This window comes from Terrisporobacter othiniensis, from assembly GCF_000808015.1.
In the GTDB taxonomy this organism is placed as follows: Bacteria; Bacillota; Clostridia; order Peptostreptococcales; family Peptostreptococcaceae; genus Terrisporobacter; species Terrisporobacter muris.
The window spans coordinates 1-20799 of sequence record NZ_JWHR01000080.1 but is presented as its reverse complement, the minus strand read 5'-3'; the positions used below and the strand labels follow the sequence as shown (position 1 = coordinate 20799).

Sequence of the window (20799 nt, the reverse complement as noted above, 5' to 3'; positions counted from 1 at the left end):
CTCTTGCTTCTAAGTTAGCTTTAGTATCAGCAACTACAACTTCTCCTAATAATTCAGCGAATTTAGCAGCATGTTCTGCTTCTTCGAAAGCTATTCTTTTGTAAGCTTCTGCAACTTCTGGGAATCCTTCTCTATCAGCTTGACGGCTCATAGCTAAGTACATTCCAACTTCTGTACATTCTCCAACGAAGTTAGCTCTTAATCCTTCTAAAACTTCTTCATCTACTCCTTGAGCTGAACCTATTCTGTGCTCATCAGCCCATTTCATTTCACCTTTCATTTCTTCAAACTTTTCAGCTCCTACTTTACAAACTGGACATACTTCTGGAGCAGTTTCCCCTTCATGTATATAACCACATACTGTACAAACAAATTTTTTCATTTTTATATATCCTCCCATTTTCCATTTATATTATTTTAATTTTAGTAGTTAATTTTAAATGTTAATTCTTACTTATAATTTATATATACCCGCCACTTCTTACTCTAAACAAAAATTTAAAACTTTTTTAAAATATAACTCCAAAATTTATTTTATGTCTACCATTTAAGTAATTTATTTTTTATAAATTCTATATTTTCTTTACTAAAATCTATACTACCAGAAACTGAAATCACTCTATCTTTGTATTTAAGTATGTACCCACTATTGTATTGATTATCTTTGTATACTTGTAAAGCATCCCAATTATTATCTTTAACTTCATCATACTCGTAGTATTTATATCTCTTTAAATAAGATTCAAAAGTTTTATCAATTATCCAATCATACTTACTTTTACATATTTCATAATCAAAATAATATCCGCTACTTTCATCATTGTATTGTTCATCCATAGCTTCCCTATCATCATATTCTATATCATAATTCATCTCATCATAAGAGTAAGTATAAGAACTTGCTAAAAAAGACTGTGAGCTTTCAAAATATAAATATTCCTTTTTTGTCTTCATATCTATAAAATCATTTATGGTCATAATAGGAGTTTTATTCTCATCCCTCACATAATTAATCATTTCTTTTCCTGATAATATAATATGAGTCGATATAAATATTCCAATGGCACATATAAGAACGCCTAGTATTCTACTTGTTTTCTTATACTTTTTAAGTACTATAATTATAAACCTACTTATACAAATAGATAAGAATAGTATAAAAATAGCTAGATATATATAACCTTTATCAATACCTAAATCTCCCATCAAACTAATAAACATTAAAGCTAAAATGCACATATATAGTTCTGAAAAAACAGCATTTACTTCAAATTCTTTTAAAGTTGGATAATTTATATTTTCACCCAATTTAAAAGCTCTATTAGATTTTAAATACCATAATCCATCCTTTATTGTAAGAATCAAAGCACCCATAATAATTATACTTAGTGATATCATTACAAATAAAGCACTATTACTTGATATCTCACTAAAGAAGCCATATCCATATTTTTCACCACTAGATAAATTAAATATCATTAATCCAATTAGAAAAATATTATATAATACGCTTCTCAGAATAGATTTTCTAACTTTTTTTAATACTATTTCTTCATCAGTTTGTATAGGTGTAATGTCTTGGTCTTTAGTATAAAAAATGAAATATTTATTATGTTGAAGTAAATGCATCCATCCTGTTGCTTCACAATATTCTATATATTCATCCTTCTTAGCATCTGTAAATATGTCTACTGTAAACTTGATTTTTTGTGATTCTCTCTTTTTAAATACTAAAAATCCACACACTATATCATGTAGTATCCATCCTTCCAATGCTTTTTCTTCCAAGTACTTTTCCAGTGCATTACATTCATGCTCTCTTATAGTAATTAATTTAATAAATGTATTTTTACTTATTCTCATAATTTTCTCCCATATAATTTTTGCCTTCATCAACCATTGACTTAAGTCTTATATATTCTTCTTTTAAAGCTTCATATCCATCTTTTGTTATTATATAACTTCTTTTTCTACCTTCTACTGCTGTTTCTTTTATCATTCCCGAACTTTCAAACTTTCCAAGAAGTGTATATAAAGTCCCTGGACCTACAGATATTCTACCTTTAGAAATTTCCTCCACCTTCTTCATAATGTCTACACCACAACATTCACTTGTAAGTGACAATAATATATAATACATGGGTTCTGATAGTGTTTGAAATTGCTTTCTAGCCATTTATACCACCCTTACTAAAATATTTTAATCTTTAATTATTCTAAATGCTTTACTTACAGATATAACTATTAACAGTAAAACAAATCCTGTATATACATAAGTATTTAAATATCCCAAGTCTCCCACTAAAGCAATCATTACTATTATTAGCGTACCTATGTATAAATTCAAAAAAATGCTTTTTACTTTTAACGCCTTAAGACTTGGATAATTAGCATTTTCATTCAAGCTTACTAATTTTTTAAATTTGAAATACCATAAACCACTTCTTATAATCTCAATAATTGGACAAATAGTAAACACTGCACAAATAAGAATCATAAATACGTAATCATTGCCATATATTTCTTTACTATATTCTAAATTTGGAACAAAAAAAGTATTATAAGCATTATTCACCATAGAAAAAGAAATCCAAATATATATGAATGTATTTATAGCCATAGCTCTTCCTACTTTTGTTAATACAATTTCTTCATCAGTTTGTATAGGTGTAATATTTTTATCTTCTGTAAAAAATATAAGATAATGATTTGTACTACATAAATGTTGCCATCCACTAGCTTCACAGAAATCTATATACTCACCTGTCTTTAGATCTGTAAATATATCTACACTAAACTTATAATCTTTTGGTTGTGATTTTTTAAATATAAAAAAACTACAACTTATATCATTTAATATCCATCCCTCTAATGCTTTTTCTTCCAAGTATTGCTCTATAGCTTCACATTCATTTTCTTTAAATGTGATAAACTTTACAAGTGTATCTCTTCCTGTTCTCATAAAATTCCCCCAAATATTTTTAAATTTATATTCCTCATTTTATGATTAAAGCATTATGTCTATATATTAAATATCGATACACGATATTTTTACTTAAATCGTAACATCGTGTATCGATATTGTCAATTATATCCAATTTATTTATTGCTAACTTTAAATATAAATTATTTTATTACTTATATTTTCATGCAAAAAAGTCATTGGGGTTCTTCTTTCCAATGACTTTTTTATCTAATTTCTATTCTCTAATTTTATTTTTTTCCTATCTCTAAAGTTAAAATTTAACTTGAACATTTTGTCTTTCTTCTATATTTTCCAATTCAAAGAATGGTTCTTCCTTAAACTTAAACAAACTAGCAATTATACAACTTGGTACCTTTTCAATAACCTTATTAAGATTATTTACTGTTCCATTGTAATATCTTCTTGATTTTTCTATCTCTGATTCTATATTTTGTAATTCTTTTTGTAAATTTATAAATTGTAAATCAGCCTTTAAATCCGGATAGTTTTCAGAAATCATTAACAATCTACTTAAGGCATTGGATAATTCACCTTCATATTTTGATTTATCTTTTGGAGAGCTTGAAATTGCGTTTCCTCTGGCCTGTATAACTTGTTCCAATGTTCCTTTTTCATGAGTAGCATATCCCTTTACTGTCTCTACTAAATTTGGTATAAGATCATATCTTTTCTTTAAAAATACCTCTATTGTGGAGAATCCTTCTTTAACGTTCATTCTAAGTGATACAAGTTTGTTATATGTCGCAGCACCCCATATTATTACAACTCCTGCAACTACTACAATAATAATCCCCATCATTGTTACACCTCCATTTATTTTAAACCTTATATTAACTAAGCTCTACCAGCTTGAGCCACCGCCACCGCCAGAGCCTCCTCCACTAAATCCACCACCACCAAATCCTCCTAAACTACTTGAAGAAGATGTATCTATATATTGACTTGCCGTGGATTCCACTTTATTCAAATCATTTACAAACATGCTTAAAGCCATATAATTATTTAATGGATAATAAGTATCATAGTAAGATGGTTGTTCCATAGAAACATCTCTAAACTTATCTGCCCATATTTTAGTAACTCCAAGAACTTGCGCATAAGGAAGTGTATTGTAGAAATACTCTGGATCTTCTTCTATCAAAGCTTCTAATCTATCTTTTTCTGCTACTTCTATAAAGTTTCTAAATCCTACAATCTCTCCTAATAACTCTTTTCCATAATCACTCCTTCTCGGAACACAACTACTTAAGATATTTCCAATTAGAGATACTATTATACTGACTATGATTATTAAAGCATCTAAATCTGTGAATAAAAATGGGAAAATTATCATAATTAAATATATGAAGCTAACAATAACAATACTAGCTATTTTCTTATTTTTTTTCATTAATCCATGTCTTTTTTTCAACAGCATATAAAAAATCAAATAAAATACTAAATGTATAATTAGTATGAATATGCTAAACATAACATATCCCCCTACAGAACCATGATCCACCTCTCTAGCTACCATCATACATGATATTATAGGTATTGCTGATATTATGCTTAATAAAAATCCTCTTATTTGCGAAGAGCTATCTCTCAATTTATTACTACCTTTAAATTCTTCTTTAACACTTTGTGTTGCTTTACTTACTTCCTCTCCAAAATAAGTTTTTAATTTTTCACCAGTTACTCTTCTATCATTTTCATATTTAAATAAGCTATTAAACAATTTTTTTTCATAGTATTTATGATTACTATCAATATCTTTTAATTTTTCTATGGTGAACTTATCTTTTTCTTTCATAATAATTTTTATATATCCTTTACTTGCCCAGTAAAATAATAAAGAAGTCACTTGAGAGTTACTAATACTTTCATTAAAAGCATAGCCCACTTCTGCGCTATTCATATATCTTGGCGGGTAGAATTCCACCACTGGTGTTATAGGATTTTTATCTTTGAATCTAAAAAATAAAAATGTAATTATAAGTAAAAATAATGGTAATCCAAATTTAACTATGTTTGCAGATATGGGTAAAGGTCTTACAAATAGACTTTCGTCTATCTGAAGATTTAGTTTTACATCTTCTCCCACGTATATTGTATTTTTGTTTGTAAATACCACATTTTTATCATTTTCATCTAAGTTAAATCTGTCTGTACCTAAATTTGCTCCCTTCTCACTAAAGTCCACAGTAGCATCATTTATGGCAAATGGTGAATTTAGATCTACTTTAAGATTTTCAATTTTTCCATCTAGATGAGGGCTTACTATTTTAAAAACAATATCATCACTAAGTCTAGGTTCAATAGTATAAGTTACTTTAAAATTATATTCATTCATTTTATTATCTAAGGTAATAGTCCCATCTTCTTCATTGTAGGATACATTTTTATCATCCACACTCATATCTAACAAATAGAAATTTTCACCTTTTATCATGTCTAATAAGTCGATTGTAAGTGACTCTTCCCCTGTATAATCTTTGTTCATTTCTATTTGGAAATTACGCTGAATTTCATATTTTTTATCATCTGTTATATTAATATTTATTAATTGATTTCTAATTGTATATGGATATTGTTTTACTGGAGCATTTTTAAAAGCTCCTTCATTTAGCATTGCATTTACTGTGACTGACTTATAAGGTTGTATATTTTTTATTGAATTGATATAAATTTTATTGTTTTCTACTTTATATTTAACATTTATAGAATCGTTACTACCATACTCACCATCTGTTACATTTAATTTTTCTAAATTTGCTTCTTTTGGATAAGTTATAGTTGATGTGAAATTTTCAATATTTGTGTCCCATTGATTTCCTAAAACGTTTAAATAAATGTAATCTCCTTCGGGTCTTTCTTCGTTGTAATTTTCTATGGTGTATGTAATTTTATAAGTTTTATCTCCACTTATAGTTTCGTCTTCATCACCTATTTTTATTTTCATGTCAAAAGAATCTTCTATCTCATAAGGTGCTCCTTCTACAGATACATCTTTAATATTATAATCTTCCAGTCTTGTAGATGTGGGAATATTTCTAATGATTCCATGGCGATCTTCATTGAAATATACCTCTATAGTTTCTGTTATTTTGTATTCTCTTTTATCATTAACATCCACATTTACATCCATATTTTTTATATAATAACCATCATCTTGTTCTGCATAAGCTTTAAAAGTAATTAGATTTATGAACATTAACATAAAAATCAAAAATAACACGCTTGTTTTGAACCTTCTCATCCATTCCCCCTCTTTCAAATTTATTTCACTATAAATAGTAACATAGTTCAAATCTATGGTATATCTTTTTTGAATTTCCCCTCAATTTTATTATTTTTCACTTTAACTTTCTAATTGTATATATCAGAAAATTCTATTTTACATTTTTCTATATTAAAATTGTTTTTTTCACGTATTATAGAAATATTTTTTTTCTCATCGTCAGCTTTTAAATTTTTGGGCATAGAAAAAGTGAACATAGACCCTTCATATTCTTCACTTTCAACATTTATACTGCCTCCATGAAGTTTTATTATTGATTGAACAAGATATAATCCTATTCCACTACCTTCACACTTTTGTTTATAATTAGTATTCGCTTGTCCAAATCTGTCAAATATAACTTCTAGTTTGTCTTTTGGTATTCCTTTCCCATTATCTTTAACGCTAACAAAAATAAATTCTTTATCATCTCTTATATTAATTAATATTTTTCCATTTCCATCTGTTGTATATTTAATAGCATTAGATAATAAATTTAACATTACTCTTTCTATTGCTTCTGGATCACATGCCATAATAACTTCTTCACAATCTGTATCAAATATAAGCTCTATATTTTTATTTCTTGCATATTCAGCTACAGATAAGCATATATCCTCTATAATATTAACTATATTATTGTTACTTAGATGAATATCATAATACCCTATATCCATTTTATTAATATCCATTAGATTATTCACTAATTTTAAAACCCTGTAAGAGTTTTGTCTTATACTTTTTAAGTATCTAACTAAATCATCATTTGATATTGCAATGTTATTGTCAATTCTTTGCTGCATAACTTGCATTGTTCCTAAGATAATGTTTAGAGGTGTTTTAAACTCATGAGATAAGTTAGTGAAAAAGTCATTTTTCATAGCTTCTAACTTTACTCTTTCCTCTAGATTTTTCTTCATTTTTTCTTCATTTACTTCATATGTAATATCCTTACCCGTAACAATATAAGCATTACTTTTTTGTGAATACTCTATATTCCAATAAATCCATTTATAAGTTCCATCTTTACAAAGATATCTTGCTTTTGCATTAGCTTTTCTTTTCTTTGAATTATGTAAATATTCATTCAAATGCTTTATAACTTTTCTATCCTCTACATGAATATTCTTATATATATCTCTATTTAACAAATCTTCCTTACTCCAACCTAACACCTTAGTCCAACTAGAACTTATTTTCAGTAGTTTGCCTTTTACATTATATATGGAAAATAAATCTATAGATTTATCTAAATAGTCATCAAGCTCATTTTCCATTATTATTCTTTTTTTATTTTCTATTATTATCTCCTTATTTAAAATCCACCCTCTAATAATTATTGAAATTAGTTTACATGCACCAAGAACCAAATCAGAATCCACATTTTTGCATACGTTTTCTGGGTCATATGTAATATTCAAACTTCCTATAAATTCATCATCTGCAGAAAGTTTATAGCTTCTAAAAAAGTTCTTATCATCAAACTTTTCAAGTTCATTATAATTAGCTCTGTTGGCATTTATAAAATCACTAACTCTATTTACAGGATATAATTCTATTCCTCTCAAATTTACTGTTTCTAGTTGTTTTTTAGCTATATTAATCTCAGTATATTTACTAATATATTCTTTTCCATCCCCTAATCCTATATATGGAATTAAAACATTTTTTTTCATATTATAAATATATATAGTTATTCCATTTGCTTTCGTATATTCCATTAAGTCCTTGCAAATATTCCCAACAACCTTTTTTACACCTTCATCAGATTTTAATGTATTTATATCATTTAAATTCTTATATATATTCACTTCCTCCACATTAACGTCCCCCTATATAAAAAATAAAATATTCCTTTATAAATTATTATAGAATTAAAATAGCTTATTTTCCACGTATATTTTATATTTAGAACAAAAAAATCTATATAAATAGATAATTAAAATATCTATATTATATAGCATTTTTTATTTTAATATTTTATTTTAAATAAATTATACTGCTTTAATAGACGATATTTTTTCTTCTTTATCTTCACTTCCCATTATATAAACTCCAAGTCCCATAACTAAAACTCCACCAACCATATTTCCAAGAGTTACTGCAACCAGGTTATATATAGCTCCTGCTAAAGTAGCCCCTTGAATAGCAGGTGATATTAAAGCTACAGAAAAAATCGTCATATTTGCCACACTATGTTCAAATCCGCTAGTTATAAATGTAAATAAACATAAGAATATCATCAATATTTTTGCTGTATCGTCATTAGTTCTAAATGAACATAAAACTGCTACACACACTAATATGTTACAAAGAATACCTCTAAAGAATAGTGACATAAACGGTGCCGATACTTTTGCTATAGATGTTGTTGCGAAGAATTCCATTACTGCCCCTTCATTTACAAGACCAGTTCCTACGAAGAATGCCGCAACTAATATGGATCCCAGTAAGTTCCCCACAAAACTAAATATCCAAACTTTACTCATACTTCCTGTAGAAACACCTTTATTTAATCTTCCCACAGTCATTACCATATTGTTTCCCGTAAACAATTCTGTTCCTGTCATTATTACAAGACATAGTGCAACTGCAAATGATACTCCCATCATTATTTTTGTGGCAGGAGAGTTCACTGCACTTAATAGTCCTCCAACTGTAAATATTAATATGATTCCAAGTCCCACATATAGCCCCGCGAATGCTGCTGATACTAAGTACTTAAGTTTACTCTTATTCAATAAATTTATTTTGTTTTTTGCTGCGTTCGTTAGTTTCAATACTGTTTCGTTATGCATAATAACCCCTCCTAATTATATGATTAATATTTAATTCCACTCCAATAAATATTCTCGTTCACTTTAACTATATCTGCAAATTCCACACCTTCTAAAGCCCATTTTTTGTATTCCATAAATCCAGTTCTATCAATTATATATCCTATATGCTCTTTTCCTCCTGGAGCATTCAAATCTATATATTCTTTAACAAATTTATAAGTATTTAAAACTATTTTTATAATAGATTCTTCATCTGCCCAAATTAAGAAATCTTCTGCTAGTCTTGGATTTTTCTTACCTGTTCTACCCATAATTACTAGTCTGTAGTATTTATTTTCATCTCTAGTCCATGCACTTATTGGACAGTTAAGTGTACATTCTCCACAACCTATACATTTATCATGATCTCTTACTATTTTGTAGTTTTCCATTTTTAAAGCACCAGTTGATAGTTTTTCACATTTTTTCACACAAGCGCCACATGATACGCATCTATCTTTGTCATATAAAGGAAGTGTCATTCCAATTATTCCAAAGTCATGAGTTCTTGCTTTTATACAATCATTTGGACACCCTGTAAAAGCTACTTTAAAATGTAAATCATTTGGGAAGATTGCTTTTTCCATTTTCTTTGCAAATTCAGTAGTGTTGTATTGAGCTTTTGGGCAGACTTTGTTTCCTATACACGCACAAACATTTCTAGTTCCTGCTGCTGGATAACCACCATCTTTCACTTCTTGATTAATATTCATATTTTCTATAACTGGTTGAATTATTTTATTTACTGCTTCCATATCTTCCATTTTTATTCCAAGAATTTCGAATCCTTGTCTAGTTGTAATATGAACTTGACCATTACCAAATTCATTTGCAATTTTTGAAACTATCATTAAACTTTCTGGATCTACACATCCTCCAGGAATCCTAACTCTTAGAGAAGTTTCATACTTTTGCTTAGTAATTCTATAAGCATTTTTCATTACTTTTTTAGTGTTTACATCTCTTAACATTATCTTCCCCCCCTAGTCTATAAGATTTTTAGCATAAGAATAATCAAATACTGGACCATCTATGCATATATATGTGTCATCCATTTTACAGTGTCCACATTTTCCTACTCCACAACACATTTTTCTTTCATAAGAAACCCATATATTTTTTTCATCTAAATCTCTTTTTAAGAATTCTCCCACAGTAAACTTCATCATCATTGGTGGTCCCACAACTATGGCAGACATGTTGTTTATATCTTCAATATTCAACTCAGGTATATATTTTGTTACAAGTCCAACATTACCTTCGTATCCTTCTTCTGCTCCATCAACTGTTATAAGAATATCGAGCTTTTTACTCCATTTTTCTAAATCAGCTTTAAATAATACATCCTTTGGAGATTTGAAACCTACTATTAATTTAAAACTTTTACATTTATCTGGGTTATTGTAGAAATACTCAACTATTCCTCTAACTGGTGCCAATCCACTTCCCCCAGCAACAACTACAACTTCTCTTCCTTCATATAAACTTACATCAAATCCATTTCCATAAGGTCCTCTTATGAAAAATTTGTCCCCAACTTTGTAGTTAAATAATTCGCTAGTTACTTTCCCCACATTTCTTATGGTAAAATCTATATAATCTTCACCGTATCCACTTACTGATATTGGAGACTCTCCGTACTTTGGTATTGATATTTCATAAAATTTGCCTGGAAGTACATTTTTAATAGAAGTTTCTACCCTGAAAGTCCACTCTATTTCTGTATGTTTTACTATGTCTATTACTTTTGCTGCAACTGGCATATATGCATTCATTTATTTTTCCTCCTCATTAACTACTTTTTTAACTTTATCTATACACTCTGAAAATGATATATATTGTGGACATGCATCGTCGCATCTTCCACATCCTACACACATATCATATCCAAACCTCTTATTAAAGTCATGGATTTTGTGCATTACTTTAAATCTCATTCTTTCTCCTTGTTTCTTTCTAAATGAGTGGCCACCAGCCATGTCACTATATCCATCTACTTGACATGATGCCCATACTCTTCTTCTTTCTCCCACTCTTTCATTTTCTTTGTAGAATATATCTTGCATTGTGAAACAAGTACATGTTGGACATACAAAGTTACATCTTCCACAAGCTATACATCTTGCATCATATTCATTCCATATTTCATGTTTTGATAATTCCACTGGATTTATATTTCTTGGTACTTGCACTTCTATATTGTTTGATTTCACATAATCTACTTCAAATTCACATTCCTCACCATCAAATATGTTTAAATCATCGTCTTTTATATCTAAGTAAATTACATCTTCTCTTAGATTTAATCCCATAGAGTAGTTTTCTGCTTTATTTGACTTCATACTTACACAGAAACAGTTTCTATAACTTTCACTACACCCTATTAAAACAAATTTTACTTTTTCTCTTAACCTATTATAGAAGAAATCCTTTTCCAGTCCATTTTCTAAGTAAATTTGATCCAATCTTTTTACTCCATTTAAATCACATGCTCTTAGAAAAACTAATAACTTTTTATCATCTTGATCACTTGTTTTAAAGTCTTTTTCAGTGAAATAAAAAAGTACTTGATTTATTGGTAATATTACTTCTTTTGCTGAGAAGTTAGATTTTTTATTAAATTCTATATCCTCTATTCTTTCTATTTCTTCATATTTAGTTAAATCTGTGTCAGAGAAAGTCCCTTTAAATGGTTTTGTAACTGGTGCTAATATTTTGTATTCTAACTTTAATCTTTCTAAACCTTGATTAAATACTTGTTTATCTAATTTAATTTTCATATATTCTCCTCTCTTTTATCTTGTTAAAAAAATAATAGCATTTTGATCTACCCAAAGTCTGTGATAATAATCACAAAATTGTGAAGAAATTATGAATCTTATTTTTTTAATAAAAAAAAACACCTATTCTTAAAATAAGTGCTTTTATTTCATTCTATTTTAAAATTTTCTCGAATATACATTTCAATATTATTTTTTATCTAATTTATGTGCTTTTAAAGTAAGAAGATAATTCTTCTTTTTTAATGTACATTTTTTTATTTTCTATTTTCACTAAATTTTCATCTTGCAAAATCTTCATAGATCTAGATAAAGTTTCTCTTTTACAACCAAGCATATCTGCAATATATGTTATGGTTAAATTAGCATTGATTAAAGTCCATTCACCCTTATTTATACCAAATTCTCTACCCATTCTATAAAGCTTAGCCGCAAGTTTTTTATCCATTCTTATTGATATGGAGTTTTTCAACTGTCTATAAAGTCTTCTATTTATATTTTGCATATGATTTAATATATTTTTAGTTAAAGTAAAATCATTTTCCATAATTTTAAGAAAATCTTTAGAAGAACATTCTAACAGAGTGCTGTTTTCAAAAGCTTCACAAGATACAGCACTGCTTTTATTTTCATCTATAAAAACATCATTAATCATTTGACCTTTTGGAAGAATGAAAATTATTTTTCGTTCTCCACTTTCATTTATTTTAAACAAAGATATTTTACCCTCTTTAATAAAATAAACTTTATCCACCATATCTCTCTCATAAAAAAGAATTTCTTTCTTTGATACTTTTCTAATTTTAAGGATTTTTTCTAGTTCAATCTTACTCTCTTCCTTAATATTTTGAAACAATTCTATACTATCCATATGGCTACCCATTATTCAAATCTATTTCTATGAATTTTATTTTTATCAAACTTATCTACGAATTCATTTTCTTCGTCACTATAACCTATTGAAACAAGAGAGTAGGGAGTTAAATTTTCAGGTAAGTTCAAAACTTCTCTGACTTTATCCATAACCTTGCGCTTAGGATGGACTCCTATCCAACATGAAGCTAAACCTTGGTTAGTGCATTCTAATAAAATATTTTGTGTGCATGCTCCCAAGTCATGTATCCATTTTCCAGGTTTAAAAAATCTTTCTTTGTTTCCTGTAACTGCTATACATAGCTTTGCATCTTTAATCTGTTTTGATTTATGATGAGTCTTAGATAATTTTGTTAAAATTTCTTTATCATCTACAACAATAAATTCCCAAGGTGAAGAGTTCTTAGAAGAAGGTGCTTGCATTGCCGATTTTAAAATCTCAATTATTTTTTCTTCTTCCACTTCTTTGTCTGTATATGTTCTTATTGAACGCCTATTTTTTATAGCTTCTAACATTTTATCCTCCCCTACAACAGCTTTAAAATTCAATATAATTTAATTAAGTCTATCCCTTATTATTCTAGCAAATTTATTATATTTATAAAACATGTTTGTAATAAGCATAAGGAATATTTTTACTAAATAGGAAATTTTTAATTTGTTTTATTTATTACATAATAGGGTATAAATGTTATATAATTAAAAATTGGAGATGATATTATGGAATTATTTACACCTAGATGTAATAAAAGAAGTTTACTACTTATAGCAGGATTAGTTTGGATATTTGCCGGTGGTATGGTATCAAAACTTGGGCTTGATGTATTATTTACTTCATCAATACATCCATTTATTTCGCTAGCAGTTGCTGTTATAACTTTTTATGTATTTTTTAATTTTATTTTCATAAAATTAGTAAAAAAACACAAAAATAGAATTTCTGCAAAAGAACAAGATAAATTATGTTTATTTTCATTCTTTGATGTGAAAAGTTATGTAATAATGATATTTATGATGGGTCTTGGTATTACTATTAGATCTATTCACTTTATAAATCCCCTTTGCTGGGCTGCCGTATATATAGGAATAGGCCTTGCTTTACTTAGTGCAGGTATTGCCTTTGTTGTAGAGTGGAAAAACTGGAATTAATTAGCTTACTTTATTTAAATTAACATATAAAACAGGGGCGTATCATTTTTGATACACCCCTGTTTTATATATTATCTCTTCTCATAAACATATCTATAAATATCATCTTCATCAACTAAATATATTTTTGAAAATTAACTGACACTTACTTTTCTTTTAAATGCAAATGCATTGTCATATAAATAGGCCTTTTTATACTTATACATAAAGGTTAAAGAAACTATCATAGTAGAAACTTCTGCAAAAGGGACTACTAACCAAACTCCATTTACACCCATAATTCTAGGTAATATAAATATACCCATTAAGAAAAATACAAAGGTTCTCATAAGAGAAAGAATAGCTGATATTTTCCCATTTGAAAAAGCAGTAAACATCCCTGAACCAAATATATTAATACCTGCTACTAAGAAAGCCATCGAGAAAATCATAAATCCATTATGGCTTATATCAAATAATGAACTTCCTTTTTCAGCAAATAATGATATTAATATTTCTGACATGGCCCTAGACATAAAAAATGTTACTATACCAAATACACAAATTATTATAAGGCTGTACTTAAACAAGTTTTCCACCTGTTTTTCATCTTGCCTTCCATAATTATAACTTATTCTAGGTGACACTCCAGAAGTAAATCCTAAATAAGCTGCATTTAATAAAAATTGTATATACAACATTATAGTAATTGCTGCTACTCCGTCTTCTCCTAGAAATTTAATCATTACAATATTGAATAAAAAAGTTGTAAGTGCAGATGATATTTGCGTTACCATTTCTGACATTCCATTTGAGCAACTTCTTAAAATAACTTTCATATTTAATTTAGGCTTCACAAAGTGTAGTAAGTTCTTTTTGTTGAAGAAATAAATTATACCTACTAAGCTTGGTACAACATATCCTATACACGTGGCTAAGGCAGCACCTCTAACACCCATATTAAATTCAACAATAAACACATAATCTAAAACTATATTTAAAATACCACCAGCAACTGAACTTAAAAGCCCTAAGTTTGCTACACCTGCAGTTACTAAAAAGTAATCGAAATAAAGTTTTAGTATTATAAATGGTGTGAAAATTATCATAAAGAATAGATATTCTTTACAATTATAATATAATGACTCAGTTGAGCCTAGTGCATATATTATATCCTTCATAAAAATAATACATATGATTTCAACAACAACTCCAACTATAATAGCACTTATTGTAATAAGAGTGAAGTACTCTCTTGCATCTTCATTTTTATTTTCACCCATGGTTTTCGCCACTATAGCACTACCTCCTGTGGCAAACATAACCCCGATTCCTATTAATATATTTATTACAGGATAAACAATATTTGTGGCAGAAAGTGCATTTGCTCCAACAAATTTAGATATAAACATTCCATCTACTATAGTGTATAGTGAAAAAAACATCATCATCACCACAGTAGGTAAGGTATATTTTATTAAAGAAGTCAGAGTGACTTTCTTTTCTAATGAATTTTCCATAAAAGTCTCCTTTCAAAACAATTTAACTTATTCTATAATAAACTATCCTGCTAATGGATAGTCAATAAAAAGGATTATAAAATTAATATTATTATAAAATAAATAGTTTGAAATGACCCCTTATCTATTGATTAATTAAATAAAAAATAAGTAACTTAATTGATAAAAAAACTGATGACTAAAAAGTCACCAGTTTTTTAATTATATGTTTATAATTTTTTACTAACTTCCATAACTAAACTTGCAACTATAGCAAGACCAAAGGAAATACCTAAACTTATTATATCAAATGACATTGGCATAGCAAAAATCCCTCTCATAAAAGGTAATAATGTTAAAGAAAACATTACTAAACAAATACAAACTGCACCTAATGCATATTTATTACTGCTAATACCTAAGCTAAATATTGTTTCAGTATTTGATCTTGATGCAAATGTCTGAACTATTCTAGATAGTGTAAGTGTTGCAAAAGCCATCGCTGTTCCCATTTCAGGCGATTCAAGAAGTCCTATATATTGAGCAAATATTGTAACAATACCTATTACACTACCTCTAAATAATACAGTCTTTAAAGTTCCTCCAGCTAAAATACTTTCATCAGGATGTCTTGGAGGATTTTTCATAATTCCTTTTTCTGGTGGTTCAAAACCTAAAGCTATAGCTGGTAGAGAATCTGTTACCAAGTTAATAAATAATAATTGTAATGTAGTAAATGGATTTGACCAGTCTGCAATAACTGCAAATAATATGGCAATTATTCCACCTAAATTTCCAGAAAATAAATAGGTGATTGATTTTTTAATATTATTGTAAACTGTTCTACCCACTTCGATGGCATTTACTATGGTAGCAAAATTGTCATCTAAAAGTACCATGGCAGAAGCATCTTTCGCAACTTCTGTTCCACTTCCCATTCCTATACCTATGTCTGCTTGCTTAAGTGCTGGGGCATCGTTGACACCATCTCCTGTCATGGCAGTTATTTTATTTTTCTTCTGCCAAGCTTTTACTATTCTTATCTTGTTTTCAGGAGAAACCCTGGCATAAACTGAAATATGTTCTAGTTTTTCATCAAGCTCTTCATCAGTTAAATCATCTAGCTCCTTACCTGTAAGAGCTAAATCATTTTCTTCCATTATTCCTATATCTCTACCTATGGCTGCTGCAGTAGTTTTATGATCCCCAGTTATCATTACTGTTTTTATTCCAGATTCTTTTGCTTCTTTTACTGCTTCGTAAACCTCTTCTCTAGGTGGATCAATCATTGCCATTAGTCCTATTAAAATAAGCTCATCTTCATCTTCCAATGTAGGAACAAAGTTTTTATCTTCAATTTCCTTTGTAGCAAATGCTAAAACCCTTAGTGCTTTATTTGAGAAATCTTCATTTGCCTTTTTAAATTGATTTATAATTTCATCATTAATTGCTACTACATCCCCATCATCTAATACATATTTACATCTATTAAAAATCACATCTGGAGCACCCTTCGTGAACATGTATACTTTATCTTCTACCTGATTTATTGTAGACATTAATTTTCTATCACTGTCAAAAGGTAGCTCATTTAATCTATTGCATCTTTCTCTTAATACTTTATAGTTTATATTATTTCTATCTGCATGATTTATAAGAGCAACCTCTGTTGGATCTCCTATTTCCACACCCTCATCTGTTATATCTGAATCGTTACATAAAGTTGATGCTAAAGTTAAAGCTATTTCACTTTCATTTTGGTCACGTGTTGATGCTATATCATCGTTACTAGATAAAGCTATTTCTTCACCTATATCAGTTGCTAATACTTTTTCTTCATCGCCATACATATAAAAGTCAACAACAGTCATTTTGTTTTGTGTAAGTGTTCCAGTTTTATCAGTACATATTACACTTGTTGAACCTAAAGTTTCGACTGCTGGTAATTTTCTTATAACTGCTTGTTTTTTAGCCATTGTATTTGTACCTTTAGCCAAGACAATAGTTACTATTGAAGATAAAGCTTCTGGTATTGCTGCGACTGCTATTGCAATAGCAAACATAAATGAATCAGCCACATTTGCCCCTCTAATAACTTGAATTAAGAAAATTAAACTTGCTAATATAACTATACCAACACCAAGTTTTTTTCCAAAATCATCAAGCTTCTTCTGAAGTGGTGTTTCTTTGTTTTCTGCATTATCTAATAAATCTGCTATTTTTCCTATTTCAGTTTTCATACCACATGCAGTAACTACATAAGTTGCTCTACCATAAACAACCATAGAACCACTAAATACCATGTTCTTTTGATCCCCTAAAGCACACTCTTCATCTATTTTATCTTCATGTTTTAACACTGGCTCACTTTCTCCAGTTAACATACCTTCTACTACTTTAAAAGTTTGAGCTTCAATTATTCTTCCGTCTGCTGGCACATAATCTCCAGCTTCTAAAACAACAATGTCTCCCTCTACTAAATCTTTTGATGGAACTGTGATTTTAAGTCCATCTCTAATTACTTTTGCATTTGGTACTGATAATTGCTTTAAACTATCTAAAGACCCTTCTGCTTTTTTAGTTTGAACTACACCTAGAATAGAATTTAATATAAGTACGGCAAATATAATTACTGATTCTACCACTTCTCCTAAAAATATTTGTACTAAAGCTGCAACTAAAAGTATTATTACTAATGGATCTTTAAAACTTTCTAAAAATAACTTCCAAGTTGGTGTCTTTTCTTTTTCTCTAAGTTCATTTAATCCATTTTTCTTTAACCTTTTCATAACCTCCATTTGAGATAATCCCTCTAAGCTAGAATCAAAATGTCTTATAGCTTTTTCACTTGTTTCCTTGTAAAACATATAATTTCCTCCCAATTATTATAAAACTAACTTTTCGTAATATATCTAGCAATTTCTAGATTTTATTAAATAAAAGTGATAATTTGTAATAAAAAAAGACCAACAAAGTAGATAAAACTACTCTGAAGGTCTTGCTAACAAGTTTAAACTCGCTAATCAACCGGGATTTTACTCCGTTCTGACGACTGATTATCACAATAATGTGAAAGCTACTCCCCTTCACGGGAATTTTCTTATTTGTAAACATTATAAACATAAATTAAATTTTATGCAAGTTTTTATTTGTTAAAGTTTAGTTAAATTATTATGAGTATATATCCGAAAACTCTATATTGCACTTCTCTATTTGGCAACTTTTCGAGATTTCTCTTTCTAAGATAATACTGGGTTCTTCTCCTATAATATTAACTGGCAATTCAAACATAAACTCCGAACCTACTCCCAATTCACTTTTTACGTATATATTGCCATGGTGCAATTCTACAAGAGATTTTACTAAAGATAAACCAATACCACTTCCTTCACATTTTCTGTTTAATTTAGTATCAATTCTCTTAAATCTATCAAAAATTACATCCACTTTATCTTGTGATATTCCTAATCCATTATCTTTAACAAGTACTTTAATTTTTTCGTCATCAACAGATAATTCTACATATATGTCCCCATTTTCTTTGCTATATTTTATAGCGTTAGATAATAAATTTAGCATAATTCTTTCAATTTTATCTGGATCACAAGATATTATTTTTTCCTCGCAGTTTGTATCAAATATTAAGTTTAAGCCTTTATCTTTAATATACTGAGCTACAGATAAAGTTATATTTTCTACTACATCAACTATATTATAATTTCCTAATTGTAACTTATAGTAACCAGAATCTAGGGAAGTAATATCAATGAGATTATTTACTAGTCTTAATAATCTATATGAATTTTGTTTTATGTAATCTATATGAGTTTCTAATTTTAAACTACTATCCCAAGTTATTTTATTATTATCTATATTACGCTTCATAAGTTGCATTGTACCTAAAATTATATTAAGTGGAGTTCTAAATTCATGAGATATATTTGCAAAGAATTCATTTTTTAGACTTTCTATATGAACTGCTTCTTCAAGCAATTTTCTTTCTTTCTCTTGCTTTCTTTGATCACTTATATCTTTTACTGTAATTATAATTTTATCTTCTAATTTAACAAGCTTATAATTTAATTCTACCCATTTATAAATGTTATCTGCACATCTTAATTTAATCTTTATACTTCCCATATCATTTTTATTACTATTAATTATTTCTAAATACTTTTCTTTAAAATCCTCATGAATTAAATCTAATATATTCATGTCTAATAACTCATTTTCATTCCAACCTAATGTCTTAATCCAGTTTTTATTGACATACTCAAATTTTCCATTTGAGTCACATCTTGCTATTAAGTCTACTGAAATATCTAAAAAAAGTTTTAGTTCACTTTCTATTTCCTTACGTTTATCAAACTCTTCTTGTAATTCTTCAGATAATATATAACTCTTTATTATGATTGCTGTGTTTTCTGAAATTGTTTTTAAGTAATCATATTTATTAAATTTTAATGTATTATTTTCTAAGGATTTTATTAGTAAATATCCAAAGGTTTCACCATTAAATTCTATATTGTATAAACTCATTTTCATCAATTCATCATGTAATTTATACTCTTCCGATAGTCCACATTCTACAATATAGTCAAACCCTGATTTTTCCTTATTCACTAATAATATAGCTGTTGAATCACACTCAAAATAATTCAATATACTTTCACTTAGAATATTATTTAAATTATTTATTTCTTTATTCTATGTAAATATTTTATTTTCTAAATTTTTCTTTAAAGTTATATCTTTTGTACTTCCTAGAATGTATTTAACTTCATTATTTTCGTCAAATATAGGGGCCTTATATGTTTCCACCCATAATTCTGAATCTTCATTTTTTGAATAACTTTCTATTAATTGATACTTTTTACTTCTCTTAACTTCCTTATCCATATTCGTAAATAAGTTACACATTTCTGTGTCCCAATAATCAGAAGTATTCTTTCCTAATATGTTTAATTTATTGTCTTTTAATTCTTTCGCATAAGATTCATTGACAAATATATATTCACCATTCATATTTTTTAGCCAGCAATTAAGTTTTAAATTATCTAGAATTTTTTCTAAATGTTCTCTTGTATATGTCTTTTCACATAAATCTTTAGCAATTATAAAAATAGATTCTTCACCATTATAATTGTCTAATAATACTTCACTGCTTACTGGTATTGTTTCTATATCCTTGGAATATAGTTGTAAATCCAACTTTATGCTTGAGTCTTTAGATAATTTATTTATATCTAAATTTTTAATATCTAAAATTTTTTCAGCTTTACTATTTTCTACATCTCCTAAGGTATATTTAGTTTTTAATAATGCTTTTTTATTACAAAATTTAATTTTAAAATGTTTATCTAAAATTATTATATAATTGTCAGTTATGTTTAATATCTTATTCATATCACCTATATTAATCCAAATTCTATATTTTTTTGATAAATAATAG

The 20799-nt window shown here is 27.9% G+C and carries 18 protein-coding genes; 1 reads left to right on the top strand and 17 read right to left on the bottom strand.

Annotated features, from left to right (window positions below; all coding sequences use genetic code 11):
* The 13 genes from QX51_RS09165 to QX51_RS09105 all read right to left on the bottom strand — a co-directional run.
* Nucleotides 1-382, bottom strand: a 382-nt coding sequence (locus QX51_RS09165; RefSeq protein ID WP_039679609.1) for a rubredoxin-like domain-containing protein, incomplete at its 3' end; no start/stop codon positions are given.
* A gap of 158 nt (nt 383-540) precedes the next feature.
* Nucleotides 541-1863: a DUF2812 domain-containing protein gene (locus QX51_RS19475; protein WP_052232971.1), complete on the bottom strand. Its 1323-nt coding sequence runs from the start codon at nt 1861-1863 to the stop codon at nt 541-543.
* Complete coding sequence (locus tag QX51_RS09155; protein ID WP_039679608.1) at nt 1850-2176, bottom strand: PadR family transcriptional regulator; 327 nt, start codon at nt 2174-2176, stop codon at nt 1850-1852. Before QX51_RS09155 ends, QX51_RS19475 begins: the two co-directional genes overlap by 14 nt.
* 24 nt (nt 2177-2200) lie before the next feature.
* Entirely contained in the window at nt 2201-2962 is a 762-nt protein-coding gene (locus QX51_RS19470; RefSeq protein WP_052232970.1) for a DUF2812 domain-containing protein, read from the bottom strand.
* 274 nt (nt 2963-3236) lie between these two features.
* On the bottom strand, nt 3237-3785 hold the full coding sequence (locus tag QX51_RS09145) for a LemA family protein (protein ID WP_039679607.1): 549 nt from the start codon (nt 3783-3785) through the stop codon (nt 3237-3239).
* A 42-nt stretch (nt 3786-3827) separates the two neighbouring features.
* Nucleotides 3828-6227: a DUF2207 family protein gene (locus QX51_RS09140; RefSeq protein WP_039679606.1), complete on the bottom strand. Its 2400-nt coding sequence runs from the start codon at nt 6225-6227 to the stop codon at nt 3828-3830.
* Between the two features lie 110 nt (nt 6228-6337).
* Nucleotides 6338-8068: a PAS domain-containing sensor histidine kinase gene (locus QX51_RS09135; RefSeq protein WP_039679605.1), complete on the bottom strand. Its 1731-nt coding sequence runs from the start codon at nt 8066-8068 to the stop codon at nt 6338-6340.
* Between the two features lie 174 nt (nt 8069-8242).
* Entirely contained in the window at nt 8243-9046 is an 804-nt protein-coding gene (locus tag QX51_RS09130; RefSeq protein WP_039679604.1) for a formate/nitrite transporter family protein, read from the bottom strand.
* 23 nt (nt 9047-9069) lie between these two features.
* Nucleotides 9070-10038: a sulfite reductase subunit C gene (gene asrC, locus QX51_RS09125; RefSeq protein ID WP_039679603.1), complete on the bottom strand. Its 969-nt coding sequence runs from the start codon at nt 10036-10038 to the stop codon at nt 9070-9072.
* Nucleotides 10039-10050: 12 nt separating this feature from the next.
* Nucleotides 10051-10842: an anaerobic sulfite reductase subunit AsrB gene (asrB, locus tag QX51_RS09120; RefSeq protein ID WP_039679602.1), complete on the bottom strand. Its 792-nt coding sequence runs from the start codon at nt 10840-10842 to the stop codon at nt 10051-10053.
* Nucleotides 10843-11847, bottom strand: coding sequence for an anaerobic sulfite reductase subunit AsrA (gene asrA / locus QX51_RS09115; RefSeq protein ID WP_039679601.1), 1005 nt, complete (start codon nt 11845-11847; stop codon nt 10843-10845).
* 205 nt (nt 11848-12052) lie between these two features.
* Nucleotides 12053-12718, bottom strand: a complete 666-nt coding sequence (locus tag QX51_RS09110; RefSeq protein ID WP_052232969.1) for a Crp/Fnr family transcriptional regulator — start codon at nt 12716-12718, stop codon at nt 12053-12055.
* A gap of 11 nt (nt 12719-12729) precedes the next feature.
* Nucleotides 12730-13236, bottom strand: coding sequence for a nitroreductase family protein (locus tag QX51_RS09105; protein WP_039679599.1), 507 nt, complete (start codon nt 13234-13236; stop codon nt 12730-12732).
* A gap of 204 nt (nt 13237-13440) precedes the next feature.
* On the opposite strand from QX51_RS09105, the gene QX51_RS09100 reads away from it, so the two are divergent.
* Complete coding sequence (locus QX51_RS09100; protein WP_039679598.1) at nt 13441-13869, top strand: hypothetical protein; 429 nt, start codon at nt 13441-13443, stop codon at nt 13867-13869.
* Between the two features lie 134 nt (nt 13870-14003).
* Here the strand turns inward: QX51_RS09100 and QX51_RS09095 are convergent, their stop codons facing one another.
* The 4 genes from QX51_RS09095 to QX51_RS09080 all read right to left on the bottom strand — a co-directional run.
* The gene (locus QX51_RS09095) at nt 14004-15368 is read right to left on the bottom strand and encodes an MATE family efflux transporter (RefSeq protein WP_039679597.1); all 1365 of its coding nucleotides are present in this window, start codon (nt 15366-15368) and stop codon (nt 14004-14006) included.
* Nucleotides 15369-15577: 209 nt separating this feature from the next.
* On the bottom strand, nt 15578-18214 hold the full coding sequence (locus tag QX51_RS09090) for a cation-translocating P-type ATPase (RefSeq protein ID WP_039679596.1): 2637 nt from the start codon (nt 18212-18214) through the stop codon (nt 15578-15580).
* Between the two features lie 304 nt (nt 18215-18518).
* A complete protein-coding gene (locus QX51_RS09085; RefSeq protein WP_052232968.1) occupies nt 18519-20009 on the bottom strand; it encodes a PAS domain-containing sensor histidine kinase in 1491 nt (496 codons plus the stop codon).
* A 45-nt stretch (nt 20010-20054) separates the two neighbouring features.
* Nucleotides 20055-20799, bottom strand: a 745-nt coding sequence (locus tag QX51_RS09080; protein WP_039679595.1) for a PAS domain-containing protein, incomplete at its 5' end; no start/stop codon positions are given.

Bases quoted from the DNA above. Each gene is read 5' to 3' on its own strand.
- QX51_RS19475 (WP_052232971.1), bottom strand. From the start codon at position 1,863: ATGAGAATAAGTAAAAATACATTTATTAAATTAATTACTATAAGAGAG.
- QX51_RS09155 (WP_039679608.1), bottom strand. From the start codon at position 2,176: ATGGCTAGAAAGCAATTTCAAACACTATCAGAACCCATGTATTATATA.
- QX51_RS19470 (WP_052232970.1), bottom strand. From the start codon at position 2,962: ATGAGAACAGGAAGAGATACACTTGTAAAGTTTATCACATTTAAAGAA.
- QX51_RS09145 (WP_039679607.1), bottom strand. From the start codon at position 3,785: ATGATGGGGATTATTATTGTAGTAGTTGCAGGAGTTGTAATAATATGG.
- QX51_RS09140 (WP_039679606.1), bottom strand. From the start codon at position 6,227: ATGAGAAGGTTCAAAACAAGCGTGTTATTTTTGATTTTTATGTTAATG.
- QX51_RS09130 (WP_039679604.1), bottom strand. From the start codon at position 9,046: ATGCATAACGAAACAGTATTGAAACTAACGAACGCAGCAAAAAACAAA.
- asrC (WP_039679603.1), bottom strand. From the start codon at position 10,038: ATGTTAAGAGATGTAAACACTAAAAAAGTAATGAAAAATGCTTATAGA.
- asrB (WP_039679602.1), bottom strand. From the start codon at position 10,842: ATGAATGCATATATGCCAGTTGCAGCAAAAGTAATAGACATAGTAAAA.
- asrA (WP_039679601.1), bottom strand. From the start codon at position 11,847: ATGAAAATTAAATTAGATAAACAAGTATTTAATCAAGGTTTAGAAAGA.
- QX51_RS09110 (WP_052232969.1), bottom strand. From the start codon at position 12,718: ATGGATAGTATAGAATTGTTTCAAAATATTAAGGAAGAGAGTAAGATT.
- QX51_RS09105 (WP_039679599.1), bottom strand. From the start codon at position 13,236: ATGTTAGAAGCTATAAAAAATAGGCGTTCAATAAGAACATATACAGAC.
- QX51_RS09100 (WP_039679598.1), top strand. From the start codon at position 13,441: ATGGAATTATTTACACCTAGATGTAATAAAAGAAGTTTACTACTTATA.
- QX51_RS09095 (WP_039679597.1), bottom strand. From the start codon at position 15,368: ATGGAAAATTCATTAGAAAAGAAAGTCACTCTGACTTCTTTAATAAAA.
- QX51_RS09090 (WP_039679596.1), bottom strand. From the start codon at position 18,214: ATGTTTTACAAGGAAACAAGTGAAAAAGCTATAAGACATTTTGATTCT.